The organism is Sorangium sp. So ce1014, assembly GCF_051521505.1.
Taxonomy (GTDB): Bacteria; Myxococcota_A; Polyangia; order Polyangiales; family Polyangiaceae; genus Sorangium.
Genome location: NZ_CP150356.1, coordinates 4,784,825 through 4,800,544, shown reverse-complemented (window position 1 = coordinate 4,800,544; position 15,720 = coordinate 4,784,825). Strand labels below are relative to the sequence as shown.

The window sequence follows — 15,720 nt, the reverse complement described above, 5'->3', positions numbered from 1 at the left end:
AGAATCGCAGAGAGCCTCTGTGCTCTCCTTGCCCTCTGTGCTCTCTGTGCCTCCGCGGCTCGGATCTCGGGCTTTGGAGCCGACCTGTGCTCCAGGCATCTCCAGAGGGCCCGGGGCTTGCTCTCTCCAGCGCAGGTGCGTTTCATGGCACCGGGAGGGGCTCATGCGGACTTCGAAGATGGGGAGAAACAGCTGTAGGTCAACTGGAGGGAGAGGCGTCGTCGCGGGGCTCGCCGGGCTTCTCGGGCTCGGCGTCTGTCTCGGCATCTCCAGCGCTTCCGCGGGCGACGCCATACAGGTCGTCTCGCCTCAGGCCTCGGCGCAAGGCCGCCTCGGGCCGCAGCGGGCCGCGATCACCACACAGCAGAGCGCCGCCGCCACCACCTACGTCGCGAATCCCGAGAGGAGGCGCTGGATCATCGCGGGTGCGTCCACGCTGGGCGGCTTCTGGACCGCGTCGGCCCTCTACGGCGCCGCCCTCTCGCTCGAGCGGCGGGAGGCCCGCCTCGTCCCCCAGTGCACCAAGTGCGCCTGCTCCCTCGTCCCGCAACGCGGCAGGATCGCGCCCAGCCCCACCTCGCTGCTCATCCCCGTGGCCGGCCCCTGGATCCACCTCGGCACGGGGCGGCACTCGGCGGCCGGCGCGGTCGGCCTCTCCGTCCTGGGCGCCGGTCAGGCCGTCGGTCTCGGGATGCTGCTCGGCGGCGTCGCCTTGCCGCGGCAGGTGCGCGTGCCGGTGCAGCGCGGCCGCGTGCTCCAGATGGGCGCAGCGCCGATCGTCACCGCCGACGGGCTCGGGCTCTCGATCTACGGCTCGATGTAGCCACGGCTCGATGGCGCCAGAGGGCCCGATCGCGGGACGCACCTCGCCGCGCCGGACTCGCGCCGCACAGGCGCGCGGGTCACGGCGCGGCGCCCAGGATCGCCCGCACGCGCAGCCGCTCCTCCGGCGTGAACGCGCGCGCGAGCAGCGCCTCCTCGGCGGCGCGCCGCGCTTCCGGATCGGCCTCGGTCGCCGCGATCGCCGCGCGCGCGTCGGCGAACGCGTCGAGGCGCTGCTGCCACGCCGCCCGCTGCCGGTCGAGCTCCGCGAGCCGGTCGGCGGCCTCGGGGCCCACGGTCGCGACCCGGTGCGCGTGCAGCTCCTCGTCCGAGGCGCCCGCGTCGCGGAGCGCCTGCTCCTCGGCCTGCTGGACGAGCGGGCGCACCGCCGCCTCCCGCGCCTCGCGGAGGTGCTCGGGCAGCGCCGCCTCGACCTCCGCGATCCGCGCGTCGCGCTCCTCGGGTGAGAGCGTCGCGTCCGCGAGGAGGCGGGACGTATCGATCGCCGCCTCCCCCTCCCGCTCCTCGTCGCCGAACAGCTGCGCCGCGACCTCCGCGCCGAGCTGCTCTCGCCGGATCTCGCGCAGCGCGGCGAGCCGCTCCGCCGGGTCGGCCGCCTGCGCGACGCGCGCCGCGCCGGCCGCCTCGCGGTAGCCGAGGTACCGGTCGAGCAGCGCGATCGCCTGCTCCGCCGCGCGGCCCGTGGCGCGCTCCCGGATCGCCGCCACGATGCGGGCCTTGATCGCCGCCGCCGGCTCCTCGCCGGTCGCGCTCAGGAAGTAGTCGAACAGCGAAAGGAGCTCGGGGCCGACGATCAGATCGCCGTTCGCGTCGACGAGCACCGCGCCGTCGACGTCGGTGCCGCGAAGCGAGGGCGCTGCGGCCCGCCGCGGCGCCACGGCGGGCGGCGCGACCGACAGCGCCTGCCGGAGGCGCGCGGGGGCCGGCGCCGTCGACAGCGCCGGCAGCGCTTCCGTCCGCCAGCGGCGCGCGGCCAGCCCGCTCGATCGGGCGCTCGGCGCGGACGGCCTGGGCCGCTCCCGCGAGGCGAGCTGCCCGGCGCCGAGCAGCGCGGCGAGCGCCATCGCCGCGAGGAGAATGTTCCTTCCACGACGCTCCATGAGGGCCCTCGCCGGCTCAGAGACCGACGTTCTTCAGGCGGCTCGCGTGCGCCCGGAACACGGATTTCGGGTTCGGGCCAGAGATGTTGATGAACCCGAAGAGCTGATTCACCTCGTCGAGGTGGTTCATCCCGTAGTCGTCGCGGACCACCTCTCCCAGGTGGGAGCTGCACCTGCCCACCATCCCGTCGTTCGACTCCGAGTACAGCTTGGAGATGAGCCCGAGCGACAGGTCGGTCGGATCGAGGAGGCTCGTGACGATCCCCGTCCCGGACCACGAGAAGAAGCGCACGCCGTTCTCCTCGGCGGGGCCCTCGCCGCACCGGCCGTCGGGCAGCCCGGCCGGATAAAGCGCGTTGAACTCGCGCATCCCCTCCGCGGAGAGCGACCTCACGGCGGCGATCGAGTCCTGCGGCGTCGAGCGCCCGGTGAGCAGGCTGAGCACCGAGCCGAGGCTGTTGGCGAGGAACGAGAGCGCCCCCTGGGCGAGCCCGCCGTCGCGCAGGTTCTCCTGGAGATAGCTGGCGAGCTCGGCCCCCTGGTGCGGCGCCCCGATCGTGGTCACCGAGGCGACGAGATCCGGCCGCACCGCGGCGACATACCGGACGTCGAGCCCTCCATGGCTGTGCCCGATCAGGTTCACCTTCCCGCTCCCGGTGCGCGCGGCGATATCCTCGACCTGCGCGAGCAGCGCCTCCCCGCGCGCCTCGGTGCTGTCGAACTGCGGCACCGCGGTGGCATACACCTCCGCCCCGCCGGAGCGCAGCGTCGAGGCGACCCCACCGAAGTAGTCGACCACACCGAACATCGCCTTGAAGCCGGCCATCCCGTGACAGAGCACGATCGGATACTGCGTCTTTGCATAGCTCTTCAACGCCAGCGCCGCCTCGCCGACCTCGGCGCGCTCCGCGTCAATCGCCTCATCCATCGACGCGACGCATCCTTGCGAGAGCAGCACAACGGCAGCTCCCGCCGTACAGCGCAATGCGTCAATCCACATTCGGCACCCAACCCCTCGTTTTCTCTCGACTCTCTGCTGATTTCGAGCAGGTGTGACGGTGGTAGGTAGTACAGCGCGCGTGTTGGAGGAATGAGCTCGTCTGATCACCTGTCACCTCTGATAGAGTATTTTTTTAATTCGAATCAAGAAGAACTCACAGGCTTTCAGCGCAACAAGCACCTCGCTCATCCTGGACAATCGGCAGGCCGGTGACCTCCCTCGCAGGGCTCACGTTGGTCCAGGCGGCGCGACAGGCCATCAGCGCGGCGGCGTCAAACCGTCCCTGTCGCGCCGAGTCGCCCGGGAAGCGGCTGCGCACGGGCGGGCGAGGCGGAGGCGGCATGCACCCCTCGGGCCGGCCAGCTCGCTGCGGCGCCCAGGACTACGTCGCTGCGGCGCCCAGGACGATGCGCGCGTTCTCCGGCACCGCGGTCAGGAACCGCTCGCGCCGCCGTGGGTCTGCGATCCGCCGGGCCCGCGCGAGCAGGCTCTCCCTGGCCTCGGCGAGCACGGCGGCCGCCTCGCCGTGGGCGCCGGACGCCGCGAGCGCCTCGGCGTACGCGAGCCGCACGAGCGACTCGCCCTCTTCCAGGGAGCCGAGCGCCGCGAGCTCGCCGAACGCCTCCCGCGCCGCGTCGAGCGCCGCCGCGACCTTTCCGCCGGCGAGCAGCGCGCGCGCGCGCACCGCCACGGCGGGCGCGCGCAGCCGCGGGGCCACGTGCAGCGCCGCCTCGGCGGCGCTCGCCTCCCGCTCGGCCGTCGCGGCGTCGCCCGAGAGCAGCGCGATCTTCGCGAGGTAGGTCCGCGCCACGCCCTCCATGCGGAGGTCGCCCCGCAGCTGGAACGCCTCCACCGCGCGCCGCTCGACGAAGAGCGCCTCATCGAGCCTGCCGAGCTGCCCGAGCACGTGGCCGAGGTTGTGCAACGCCACGGTGGCGAGCTCGCGCAGCCCCATCCGATCGGCGGCCTCCTGGGCGGCGCGCAGGACGGACTCGGCCGCCCCGAGCTCGCCGAGCTCCGCGTAGATGAAGCCGAGGTTCGCGCCGATCACGCACGCGCTGCGCCTGTCCCCGGCCTGCTCGAAGGCCGCGAGCGCCGCCTCCAGGCCCTCGAGGCACGCCTCGGGGTCGCCGCCGGCCGAGGCGCGGATCGCGCGGAGCTGCTGCGCCATCGCGACGAGCTCGGCGTCCGGCGGCGGGAGCGCGCGGAGGTCCTCGTCGATGCGCGCGAGCAGGGCGTCGGCCTCGGCGTAGCGGCCGCCGAAGACGAGCTGCGCGCCGCACTCGCAGAAGCACGCGATCCGCGCGCGCCGCAGCGCGGCCGCGCCGGAGGGCGGCGACGCGGAGGGCGGCGACGCGAGCGCGCTGGGGGGCGGCGAGGCGAGCGCGCTGGAGGGCGGCGACGCGGCCGGATTGCTCGCCACGGACAGCCCCTCGGCGACGGCGGCCCACCCCGCCACGCGGTCGACGGCGCCGAGCTTCCCCGCCGCGGCGGCGATCTGGGTGACGGCCCGGAACCACCCGGGGGAGCCGGCGGGGAGCAGCTCGGCCGCGGACGCGCCCAGCGCCTCGGCGGCGGCGAGGTCGCCCTCCCAGACCTTGACCTCCGCCGCGACAAGCCGGAGCGCGCCGAGGTCCTCGCCCTCGGCGCCGCACGCCTCGCCCCAGTTGGCGCGCTCGAGCGCGGCGCGCAGGTCGTTCGCCTCGAGCGACTGCTCGGCCGCGCGCCGGTACCAGCGCACCGCGCGGCCGGGCTCTCCGCCCCGGCGGAAGTGCTCGGCCACGACCCTCGGATCCGCGGAGGCGCCCCGCTCGATCCACGCGCCCGCGAGCCGGTGGCCGAGCGCGCGATCGGGCTCCGTCAGCATGGCGTAGGCGGCCTCACGGACGAGCGTGTGGCGGAAGACGTAGTCGGCGGCGTCGGTGAGGCTCCCCGACCCGGAGGCCGGCGCGACGAGCTCGCGGTCGGCGAGCGCCCTGAGCCAGGCCTCCACGTCGGCGAGGTGCCCCTCGCCGCCGAGCAGCGCCGCGACGCCGCGCTTCGAGAAGCGATCGCCGAAGATGCTGGCCGCCCGGAGCACGCGCTTGCCCTCGTTGCCCTCGGCGTCGAGCCGCGCCTCGACCGTGCCGAGCACCGAGTCGGGCAGGAGCTCGCCCTTGCCGCTCGCGACCGCCCGGATGAGCTCTTCCAGGTAGAACGGGTTGCCGCCGGCGCGCTCGACGAGGTGCGCCACCACGCCCTCGGCCACGGACGCGCCGAGCGCGGCGCGCACGAGCTCCGCGCTCGCGCGGCGCGCCAGCGGGCCGAGCTTGATCGTCTGCACCTCGCGCTCGGCCCACAGGCTCGGGAACTGCCGGTGGACGTCGGGGCGCGCGAGCGCGAGCAGCATGAGCGGCAGCTCGCGGAGGTTCCGGAGGGTCGCGTCGAGCAGGCGCACGGTGGCGGCGTCGCCCCAGTGCAGGTCCTCCAGCGCGACGAGCACCGGGCGCGCGGCGCACTCGGCCGCGAGCCAGTCCTCCCACGCGGCCCCCACGCCGTCGCTCACGCCGGCCGCGCTCTGACGCGCGACGCGCAGCAACCGGGCGTGCTCCGGCGACGGCGCGCCGGCGATCTCGCCGAGGAACGCCGCCGCGCGCTCGAGCGTCGGGCCGCCGAGGTGGCGCCCGAGCCGCTGCTTCAGCTTGCGGTGCCGCGCCGACGCCGGGTCGCGCGCGCGGAGACCGGCGGCCCGGCAGAGCACGTCGGCGACCATGCCGAACGGCGAGCCGGGGGAGCCCGAGTCGGCGCGGCCCCAGAGGATCTCGACCGGCTCGTCGCGCTGCCGCAGGGCGGCGAAGAGCTCCAGGCGGAGCCGGGATTTGCCGGCGCCGGGCGGCCCGAGGACGAGCACGGCGCTCGCGAGCGACTCGGAGATGCAGCCGGAGAGCACGCCGTGGAGCATGGAGAGCTCGCGGGCGCGGCCGACGCAGGGCGTGCGCTTCCCGAGCAGCGCGGGGGCGATCTCGTCGACGGCGCGCTCGCCGGAGAGGACGAGCGGCTCGCCCGGTGCCGAGGGGGCGGGGGTCGTCGAGTGGACCCCGCGCGCGACGACGAAGCGCGGCCCGAGCATGTCGGCGGTCGCGCTGTCGAGGCGCACGGCGCCGGTGGGCGCGGCGCGGAGCTCGGCGAGGCCGCGGTCGATGGCGTCGCCCTCGGCGAGGCCCGCGGAGAAGACGCCCCGCCCCGTGATGACGCAGAGCGGTGCGTCGGGCAGCTCGGCGCGGAGGGCGAGCGCGCACTGGGCGGCGCGCTCGGCGCGATCCACCGCGCTGCCGGGGCCTGACATCATGACGAGGTCGACGCCCGGGACGAGCTGCGTGAGCCGGCCGCCGTGGAGGTCGACGAGCGCGCGGAGCTCGGCGGCGCGCGAGGTGGACGCGGGCGGCGGCGAGCTGGTCGACGCGGGCGGCGGCGAGCCGGCCGAGCGGGGCGGCGGCGAGCCCGGGACCTCCGCGGCCAGCCGCGGCGCCAGGGCCGCGCCGTGGTCGGCCTCGCCGAGGAAGATGAGGCTCACGACGCGCTGCTCGTCCAGCGTGAGGGCGACGCGCTCGCGCGGGCCGGGGCCGCGGGCCGGCGCGCTCCCCCCCGCGAGCGTCGACGCGCCGGGCGGCTCGCTCCCCGAGAGCGTCGGCGCGTCGGGCGGCGCGGTCCACGCGCCATCCATCGCGACGATCCGGTCGAGCTCCGCCGCGACCTCGGCGCCGTCGCGCGGGCGATCGCCGGGCAGCCTGGACAGCATGCGCGCGACGAGCTCGTCGAGCGGCGCGGGCGCGTCCGCGCGCAGATCGCGGAGGCGGGGCGGATCCAGGAGGAGCATCTTGCTGAGCGCGGCCATCGGGCTCGCGCCTGCGAAGGCGGGCTGGCCGGTGAGGCACTCGAACAGGACGCACCCGAGGGAGAACACGTCGCTGCGCGGATCGGGCGCGCCCCTGGCCTCGACCTGCTCCGGGGCCATGTACCCGGGCGTGCCGAGGACGCCGCCGGTGACGGTCACGCGCCCCGCGTCGGCGCTGGGCCGCGCGATGCCGAAGTCGACGAGCTTGACCCGCCCGGCGTCGCCCCCGGGGAGGAAGAGGTTGCTCGGCTTGATGTCGCGGTGGACGATACCGCGCGCGTGCGCGAACGCGAGGGCGTCGGCGGCCCGACGCACGAGCGAGAGCCCCTCGCTCGCGGGCAGGAAGCGGCGGGTGAGGCGCGCGGCGAGGTCCTCGCCGTCGAGCCATTCCATGGCGAGGTAGCGGTCGCCTTCCGGCGTGCTGCCGTGCGCGATGTAGCGCACGATGCCCGGATGGACGAGGGCGGCGAGGAGGGCGGCCTCCCGCTCGAACCGCTCGACCTGGATCGCGCTCCTCAGGCGGACGATCTTGAGGGCGACCGAAGCGCCGCCGAGGCGGTCGTGCGCCTTGTAGACGGTGCCCATCCCGCCCGCGGCGGCCTCTCCTTCGATGACGAAGCGCCCCGCGATGATCTCCGCGTGGCCCACGTCAGCGCAGGAACGCGGTGACCGAGCCCGGGTGCGGCATCTTCTCGACGATGAGCTTGCCCGAGCGGCCGCGGACCTTGCCGCGGCAGTTCGGGAAGCTGCCGTCGCCCCTCGGCGTGTCGCACAGGCTGTCGCACGAGCCGGCGACCTCGATCGCGCATGTCTCGAGCGACGGCCCGCAGACGCGGGGGATGGCGGAGGCCTCCGGCGGAAGGCATGCGTGGTAGCGGGGCACCTCCGCGAAGATGTCGCCGTAGTACGTCGCCTCCCGCCTGGGGTACGCGGAGCGCTCGACCTTGTCGGCGCGGAGCTCCGCGCGATCGCCGCGGAGGGAGAGGCTCACCTTCTGTCCGAGGTAGTTGACGCGGGCGAGGACGCAGCCGCTGACCCAGGTCCGGCACGCGCCGTCGCAGGAGCCGCCCTCCTGGCCCCAGCCCGGCGCGAGGCCGAGCTCTCCCGGGAAGGAGAGCTCGTCGTCGTCGAGCGCGACGGTGAGGCGCTCGCCTGCTGGCAGCGCGCAGCTCGCGATGTACCGCAGCACGGTGCGTGCGGACGGGTCGCGGAGCGCCTCGGCCGTGAGCGGGTTGTCCGAGAGCGCCTGGCCCGTGAGCGCGTTCGACGTCAGCGCGTTCGATGTCAGCGCCTCGGTCGTGAGCGCGTTCGACGTCAGCGCGTTCGACGTCAGCGCGTTGTGCGACCGGACGGGCTGGGACGCGGCGTCGTCCGCGGCCTCGGCCTCCGGGTCGAGCGGGGCCGCGCATGCGCCTGTGAACAGCGCGGCGACGGCCAGGACAAGTGAAGCCAGCTTCGGCGAATGCTCCATGGTGAATGCCCCCCTGGGATGCCCATGAGCTCGTCGCCCGTGAGCTCCCGAAACGACCGGCGCCGCGACGCGGGCCACGGGTGCTCGCATCGAACGCCGGTACGTAGATCTTGTTTCAGTGCACGAGCCGCGAAGAAGCCAACAAGGCCGGAGCGGCCGATGTCGGTCATCTCCGCTACAGCAACGCATGGAAAGATGTCATTGATGAATCGCGCGGCAAAGACCGACGCGCACGCAATATGCTCTTTTTTTGTGTCGCGGCGCGATCGCTCTGTCGGCGCTGTCGGCGCGAGACTCCCGCTCTGTCCACGGTATCAAGAACAGCGATGCTGGTACCGGGGACGGAGGCGCGAGGGGCGACGTAGCCGCGATGAGCGGCGCGGCGGCGTCCTGTCGCTGACAGCCACCCTCCTGCCGGGCGGCGTACGGGGGTGTTCGCCGCGCTGGCGTCGTCGGGGGTCGATAGCGGCTCTCTGCCGGCCCGGGGGGTCGGCCGGGAGGGCCGCGCGGTCGGCCCGCCGGGTTGCGGGGTCGGTCGGGAGGGCCGCGCTGAGCTCGTCCGGGCCGGGGCGCGCGCTGCTCTCTGCGGCGTTTGCCCGATGGAGGGGCGGTGGGGACGAACGGCGGCTGGACGGACTGCTCGGCGCGGTGCGTCGCTGCGCCCTTGACGCCGCTGCGCCTTGATCATTACATGCCGCAGACCATGAAGGGCCATGCGCGCAATCTGATGACCGAGCGCGTGATCGCTCTGGAGCAGGGCACGCCGGTCACCGACATGCTGCAGCTGTTCGCGAAGCATCACCTGAGCGGCGCGCCGGTCATCGACGAGGGCCACCGCATCGTCGGGTTCGTCAGCGAGACGGATCTCCTGGGCGTGCTTCTGCGCAAGGAGTACGAGGGCATGACGGCCGCGGACGTGATGAGCACCCCGCCCATCTGCGTGGACGAGTTCATGCCCACCGACGAGGTGATGACCCTGCTGCGCGAGAACCGGATCCACCATCTGCCGGTCGTGCGCGAGGGGCGGCTCGTCGGGATCATCACGCCACAGGACATCCTGCGCTACCTCGTGGAGCGGGTGCTGCCGCTCCCGCCGGCCTCCGCCTGACGCTGGGCGCGTTGCCGGAGCCGCCGCGGACCCCAGAGCCTGGGTCAACATCTCCGGCGACGCGCATCCCCAGGCGACGACCTCGCCAGCGAGTTGCGCGAGCTTCGGGCCTTGTGGCAGGTCGAAGAGTCGCGCGACCTCTCGCGGACGCCGCTTCTTCAGGCTCAAGAGCTCCAGCGATGTGCCGCGAATGCGCTCAAGTGTGCTCCTCTCGCGTCGAGAGAGCCGTCGGAGCATGGGTGCGAAGGCTTCGATGTCTTCGGGAGCGATGGCGACGATGTGCTGGCCCTCGAGCGCCGCGCTGTGCGTCTCGATCATCAGCTTGATCTCGCGGCCAGCCTTCCGGCTCTCCAGGAGGGCGCCGACGATCATGTCGGCGAGCCTCGCCTGATGTGCCGGGTGCAGGTGTAGCTCGGGCTGCTCGATCGCGAGCATGGTTGTCGGCACGTCTCCAGCGCCCTGTCCCCGAAAGCAGGCAGACCAGAGCGTCGCGGTGAGCGGCAGGATCTCGGAGTAGCCGAACCCCGCATCCACAAGGTTGACGAAGCGGTCGGCGCCGCTCTCCTTGATGAGGATCTCGGCGTGGAGGCGCTCGGTGCGCACCATGGAGGTAAGACCGGCGGAACGCGGCGAAGCTCCTCTCCTCCTCGGAGGAGAGCGACATGAGGAACATCGGGAGGTTCTGACCCTGTGGATCGATCTCCTGCACCGCGAGCTGAAGGTGACGATGCTCCCGCAAGGCCACGGAGCATCCGGGGCGCTACGCGTGGGTCCAGGGGAGCCAGCCGTGCGGGTTCCGCTACTTGGTACGGGGTGCCTGGTGGTTGGTCCCGGGCGGAGCTGCCGCTCGTCGTCACCAGCGAGCTCGACCACAAGCCGCCGCGCCCCGTTGGCGACCCGCCGGCAGCACGAAATGGACGCGCACGCCATCGAAGGGAAGACGCGGCGAGCCGCTGAGGCTCACCAGGAGCCCGCCCTGCCAACGGTGAGACACACGTAGTGTCATTTTGGAGGCCCTCCTGTAAACGGCGGGACACACGTAGTGTCATTTTGGAGACCCTCGTGTAAACGACGGGACACACGTAGTGTCATTTTGGAGGCCCTCCTGCCTACGGCAGAGCACGCGCCGCGCTCCGCCGCACGGAGGCGCATCGATCCCCCATGCCAGGGTCGTCCGTCGGTGAGCCGCTCAGCACATTTTGACCGTACGCAGCGGTCTGTCTGCTAGTACGCCGGCAGTGGTGGGGGATCGCACCGACGTCATCGACTTCCGGATCGAGCGAGAACGGCACGAGCAGTTCTTCGCGCGCGAGGACGTGCTCGCGGAGATCGACCGGCAGATGCTGGGCGGTGGAGCGGCGCGGAGATGGCTGCTCATCACGGGCGGGCCCGGCATGGGCAAGAGCGCGCTCCTGGCGCGCTGGCTCGATCGCCAGGAGCGTCTCGGCAAAAAGGCCCCTCATCATTTCCTGCGCCGCGGGGTCTCCGACTGGGATCGGCCGGAGGTGGTCGCGCAGTCGTTGTCAGCCCAGATCGAGGCGATGCACCCGGCGCAGGCCGACTCCAGGGCCCGACCGGAGGGGCGTCTGCTCGGGCTGCTCGACAGGGTGTCGCGCGAGGTGCTGGCGCCGACGGGGACGCGGCTCGCGGTGGTCGTAGACGGCCTCGACGAGGCCATGACCGAGGCGATCGACATGAACCCGTTGCCTCGGTTCCTGCCGCACACGCTGCCTCCCGGCGTCTTTGTCCTCTGCGCGTCTCGCCCGACGTATCCGCACCTCGACTGGCTCGAGGCACGCGATCATCTCCGGCGCATCGACCTCGATGCACCCGTCTGGTCTGCGTCCAACGCGGAAGCGTGCAGCGCGTTCTGGGCCTACCACGGGCCGCGCTTCATCCCACCGCTCGGGCCAGAGCTCACCGGGGACGCGGTCGCGTCAGCTCAGGGGAACTTCCTGCACGCCGTGAAGCTCCGCGAGTGGCTGGCCGAGCAGCCAGTCGGGGCGCGGCGGGCGTGGCATCTCCCCAAAGGACTCAAAGGGTTTCTGGGGCGGATCTGGGAAGAGCTCCGCCGGCTCCCGCGGGAGCAGTTCGATGTCGTGGTCGCTGGCCTGGGCCTGCTGGCCGCAGCGCGGGAAGCGCTCCCGCTCACGTCGCTGGAGGAGGCCGCGGGGTGGACAGGCATCGACCCGAAAGAGAGCTTTCTGACTGCCGCGCGCCCGTTCCTCCACGAAGAGCTGGAATCGTGGAGCGCTGAGCCTTCCTACCGCACCTACCACGAATCCTTCCGCGACTACATCGCCGGGAAGCTGGGGCCGAGGGCCATGCGAGAGCATCATGCACGTCTGCTGGAGACAGTCGCTCGCTGGCCGCAGCAAAGAGGCGGCGCGCCCGGCACCCGTCGCTATGCGCTGCGACACGCGATCGAGCACGCCATCGCGGCGGACCGTCGCGACAAGGTGGAGGCGCTGTGTCGCGACGTCGGCTTTCTCGTTGCGAAGTCCCGAGAGCACGGGGCCCTCGCGGTCGAAGAGGACCTGCGGCACGCGGCCTCGATGGTCGGGGATCACGAGATCGATACGCTGTACCGAGCGATCCGAGCGGAATCGCACTGGCTGCGCGAGGCGCCGGAGGCGCTGCCCGGCCTCCTCTACAACCGCCTGAGGAGCAGCGGTTGGTCCCAGGAGCAGATCGAGCACCAGCTACGTTTCGCGGGGCAGCTCCCCGCGCTGCGGCTCCGGCATCCGGTACGGATGGCCGAGGCCGTGGAGCGCACGTTCGTCGGGCATGCCGACGGAGTGACGGCCTGCGCGGTGACACCGGACGGCCGGCGAGTGCTGTCCGCATCCGAGGACAGGACGCTCAAGCTCTGGGATCTCATGACAGGCCGGGACCTGCTCTCGCTGGTCGGGCATGAGCATGTCGTGACGACGTGCGCCGTGGCGCCCGATGGCAAGCGGGCCGTCTCCGGATCGTACCGGGCGCTGAAGGTCTGGGATCTCGTGACAGGCAAGGAGCTGCTCACCCTGACCGGCCATTCCGCCTGGGTGAGAGCGTGCGCGGTGACGCCGAACGGGCGGCGCGCCGTCTCCGCCTCCGAGGACAGGACGCTCAAGGTGTGGGACCTCGACAGCGGCACCGAGCTCGCCACGCTCGCGGGCCACATGGAGGGCGTCCGCGCCTGCGCCGTGATGCCGGACGGACGACGCGTCGTCTCCGCCTCCGAGGACGGCACCCTCAAGCTATGGGACATGACGACCGGCGCCGAGCTCGCCACGCTCTCCGGACACGACAGCGCGATCTGGGCCTGCGCGGTGACGCCGGACGGCGCGCGGATCGTCTCCGGGGCGGAAGACAGGACGCTCAGGGTGTGGGATGCCGCGACCGGCCACGTGGTCGTCGTCCTCTCAGGCCATGACGCCGGCGTCAACGCGTGCGCCATGACACCTGATGGCCAGTGCGTTGTCTCGGCATCCGAAGACAGAACGCTCCGGCTATGGGATCTCACCACAGGCCGAGAGCTCACCGTCCTCACGGGGCACGCGAGCTGGGTGAGCGCGTGTGCCATCACCCCCGACGGCCGGCGCCTGGTCGCCGCATACCTCGACCGGCTCCTCAAGGTTTGGGATCTCACGGTCGCCATGCAAGCGTCGCGTCCTGCCGGCCACGAGAGCTGGATCTGGGCGTGCGCCGCCACGCCGGAGGGGCAACGCATGGTCACCGCGTCCGACGACAGGACGCTGAGGGTCTGGGATGCGGAGACCGGGAGCGAGCTGTTGCGCCTCACCGGACATACTGACGCCGCGACATCTTGCGCCATCACACGCGACGCGCAGCGGATCCTCTCGATGTCGCGGGACCGGATGCTGCGGGCCTGGGACGTCTCGACGGGGGCAGCGTCCCCCGCGCATCGGCTCGGGCACGGCGGCTGGATGCTGGCGTGCGTCGCCGACGAGGATCGCGACCTCGTGCTCGTGAGTGGCCTGGCGGCCCTCGAGCTCGTGGATGTCGCGTCGGGAAGAACGGTCGGCGTGCTCGCGGGGCACAGCGCTCCGGTCGTGGCCTGCGCGGCGACGCCGGACGGCAAGCGCGCCATCTCCGCGTCGCTCGACAGGACATTGAAGATCTGGGATCTTGCGACGCGCAGCGAGCTCGCCACCCTGAGGGGCCACACCGGCGAGGTCGTCGCGTGCGCGGTGACGCCTGACGGTGCGCGTGTCCTCTCTGCATCCTTCGATATGACGCTAATCTTGTGGGATATCGCGGAACGCCGCGAGGTCCTCCGCTTGAGGGGGCATACCGACCGGGTCTGGGCCTGCGCGGTGCTGCCGGACGGCAAGCGCGCCGTCTCTGCGTCGCTCGACAAGAGCCTGAGGCTCTGGGACCTCACGACCGGAGCGTGTGTGGGCACGACCTACGGTGGCAATGCGTTTCTGTGCGTGACCGCCGCGAGAGACCTGCTGTTCGCAGGCGACAAGAATGGAAACTTGTGGACACTGGAGGTCTCCGCGCGGGAGCCTGCCGAGCGTTCATCGGCTCCGGTCAAGCTGTTCTGCAGCTGTGCGCCCGAAGACGAGCCCCTGCTCGACGCGCTGGAGAAGCATCTTTCCATCCTGCAGCGGCAGGGCAGCATCATGAGCTGGTGCAGCCGTCTCGTCTCCCCCGGTCAGGAGATCGCCGCGGAGGTGCAGCGCCAGATGGATGCAGCCGAGATCGTCCTCCTGCTGCTGAGCCCCGCCCTGTTTGCCTCGGAGTTGCGCCACCGCGAGGTCGTGGCAGCGCTCGAGCGGCAGCGTACCGGGCGCGCGCACGTCCTCCCGATCCTCATCCGGCCTGTGGACCTGTACGGCTCACCGCTTCTCGATCTGCAGATTTACCCTTGCGACCACCGAGCGGTGACGCAGTGGGCGAACCAGGACGAGGCGTGGCTCGACGTCGTGCAGGGCATCCGTGCCGCCGCCGGGGCGGTGCAGGCCCGCAGGACGAAGGACATCTGACCTCACGGGACGCTGCAGGCGCCGAACGGGCTCGCTGCCCTGGAGGCGCTCTTGCGCTATCTTGTGGCCACGCACGCGCGCTTCAGCGTGCGGAAGATCGGGCGGCTCTTGGAGAAGGCGGCGGGCCCGCGGGCCCAGGAGGCCATCGTGACGACGCTGGACGAGATCGAACGCAGGGGCGAGCGCAGGGGGCGCGCTCAGGGGCGCGCTCAGGGGCGCGCTCAGACCCTCCTGGAGCTGCTCACGGCCCGGTTCGGCGCCGTGTCGGCCGAGGTGAGCGCCGGGATCCTGGCCGCGGACGAGGCGGCGCTCGTCGCATGGACGACGCGGGTGCTCACCGCCCGGACGCCGGAGGACGTCCTCGTCGAGGATGACAAGCGCCCCGCCCCGGCGCGGCGCCCTGCGGCACGCAAGCGTGCTCGGCGGATCTGACCTGAGCAACGCCGCCACCGCCCGACCGGAGGCGGCCACCCGCTCGGCCGGCGGTGAAGCGCCGGTGAACGCGCCTACCGCCGCTCGAACTGGTACCGCGCCCGCTCGGCGCCCTCGATCTCGACAACGATGCGCTTCGGGCCGAGCCGCACGACGGCATGCGCGGCGGCGGGGCGGCCCGGCGCGTCGTCGTCGAGGTTCTCGATCAGGCTCTGGAGCGTCACGTACGGGATACCGCGGATCACGTCGAGGTGGTTCCAGTGCAGGTGGCCGTTGAAGACGGCGAGGACGCCGTGCTCCTCGAAGAGCTTCCGCATCGCCCGTCGCTCGCGCACGAGGCAGATGTGCGGGCTCCCCTCGAACCAGCGGTTGCCCCGGAGGTCCTGATCGGCCGCGCTGTGGTGCATCAGCACGACCTTGGGCAGCGAGGACGCCGCGAGGTCCTCGGCGAGCCAGGCGAGCTGCTCGGACCCCACCGACACATCGTGATCCTTGCGCTCGCGCGTGTGCAGGACCGTGAAGTGGAACCCGCCGCGGTCGAACGCGTAGTGGAGCCGGGTCACCTCGGGCCTGCCCCAGGCGGACAGCAGATCGGCCTCGCTCAGGTGGACGACGTCGTGGTTGCCGGCGACGTGGAAGAGCTCGGCCCGCACGCCGCGGAGCGCGGCGATGCACTCGCCGTAGCGCGCCCGATCGGCCTCGGGCCCCTCGTCCTCGATGTCGTCGCCCAGGTTCACGACGAGCTCGGGCCGCGTGACCTCGTTCATCCGCTCCACGAAGGCGCGCGTGAGCGCGGGCGCATCGCCCGTGAGCTTGCGCAGCTTGCCCCCGAACGACGCCTGCGGGCCGAAGTGCAGGTCCGAGACGAGCGCGACGACGAGCTCCATGCGCGGCT

Annotated in this window: 10 protein-coding genes and 1 pseudogene; 5 read left to right on the top strand and 6 right to left on the bottom strand. The window is 72.6% G+C overall.

What is annotated here, in order from left to right; translation table 11 throughout:
* The first annotated feature begins 163 nt into the window (after positions 1-163).
* On the top strand, positions 164-823 hold the full coding sequence (locus WME75_RS18235; protein WP_437492491.1) for a hypothetical protein: 660 nt from the start codon (positions 164-166) through the stop codon (positions 821-823).
* Between the two features lie 79 nt (positions 824-902).
* On the opposite strand, the gene WME75_RS18230 is transcribed toward WME75_RS18235, so the two are convergent.
* The 4 genes from WME75_RS18230 to WME75_RS18215 form a co-directional block, all read right to left on the bottom strand.
* Entirely contained in the window at positions 903-1,943 is a 1,041-nt protein-coding gene (locus WME75_RS18230; protein ID WP_437492488.1) for a lipase secretion chaperone, read from the bottom strand.
* A gap of 16 nt (positions 1,944-1,959) precedes the next feature.
* Positions 1,960-2,871 (bottom strand): esterase/lipase family protein, encoded by a 912-nt coding sequence (locus WME75_RS18225; protein WP_437492485.1) that lies wholly within the window; start codon positions 2,869-2,871, stop codon positions 1,960-1,962.
* A 454-nt stretch (positions 2,872-3,325) separates the two neighbouring features.
* Positions 3,326-7,465 carry a serine/threonine-protein kinase gene (locus WME75_RS18220; protein ID WP_437492482.1) on the bottom strand — a complete coding sequence of 1,380 codons (4,140 nt, stop codon included), beginning with the start codon at positions 7,463-7,465 and terminating at the stop codon, positions 3,326-3,328.
* A 1-nt stretch (position 7,466) separates the two neighbouring features.
* A complete protein-coding gene (locus WME75_RS18215; RefSeq protein WP_437492479.1) occupies positions 7,467-8,288 on the bottom strand; it encodes a hypothetical protein in 822 nt (273 codons plus the stop codon).
* 610 nt (positions 8,289-8,898) lie between these two features.
* Here WME75_RS18215 and WME75_RS18210 point away from each other — a divergent pair.
* On the top strand, positions 8,899-9,396 hold the full coding sequence (locus tag WME75_RS18210; protein WP_437492477.1) for a CBS domain-containing protein: 498 nt from the start codon (positions 8,899-8,901) through the stop codon (positions 9,394-9,396).
* 111 nt (positions 9,397-9,507) lie between these two features.
* Entirely contained in the window at positions 9,508-9,807 is a 300-nt protein-coding gene (locus WME75_RS18205; RefSeq protein WP_437492474.1) for a hypothetical protein, read from the top strand.
* Here the strand turns inward: WME75_RS18205 and WME75_RS18200 are convergent.
* A pseudogene (locus tag WME75_RS18200) lies at positions 9,748-10,002 on the bottom strand (AAA family ATPase); the annotation flags it as partial. The gene WME75_RS18205 and the pseudogene WME75_RS18200 overlap by 60 nt on opposite strands.
* 593 nt (positions 10,003-10,595) lie before the next feature.
* Here WME75_RS18200 and WME75_RS18195 point away from each other — a divergent pair.
* Together WME75_RS18195 and WME75_RS18190 are read left to right on the top strand one after the other, a co-directional pair.
* The gene (locus WME75_RS18195) at positions 10,596-14,393 is read left to right on the top strand and encodes a TIR domain-containing protein (RefSeq protein WP_437492471.1); all 3,798 of its coding nucleotides are present in this window, start codon (positions 10,596-10,598) and stop codon (positions 14,391-14,393) included.
* 51 nt (positions 14,394-14,444) lie between these two features.
* Positions 14,445-14,825, top strand: a complete 381-nt coding sequence (locus WME75_RS18190) for a hypothetical protein (protein ID WP_437492469.1) — start codon at positions 14,445-14,447, stop codon at positions 14,823-14,825.
* A gap of 74 nt (positions 14,826-14,899) precedes the next feature.
* Here WME75_RS18190 and WME75_RS18185 read toward each other — a convergent pair whose 3' ends face one another.
* Entirely contained in the window at positions 14,900-15,712 is an 813-nt protein-coding gene (locus WME75_RS18185; protein WP_437492466.1) for a metallophosphoesterase family protein, read from the bottom strand.
* Positions 15,713-15,720 lie beyond the last annotated feature (8 nt).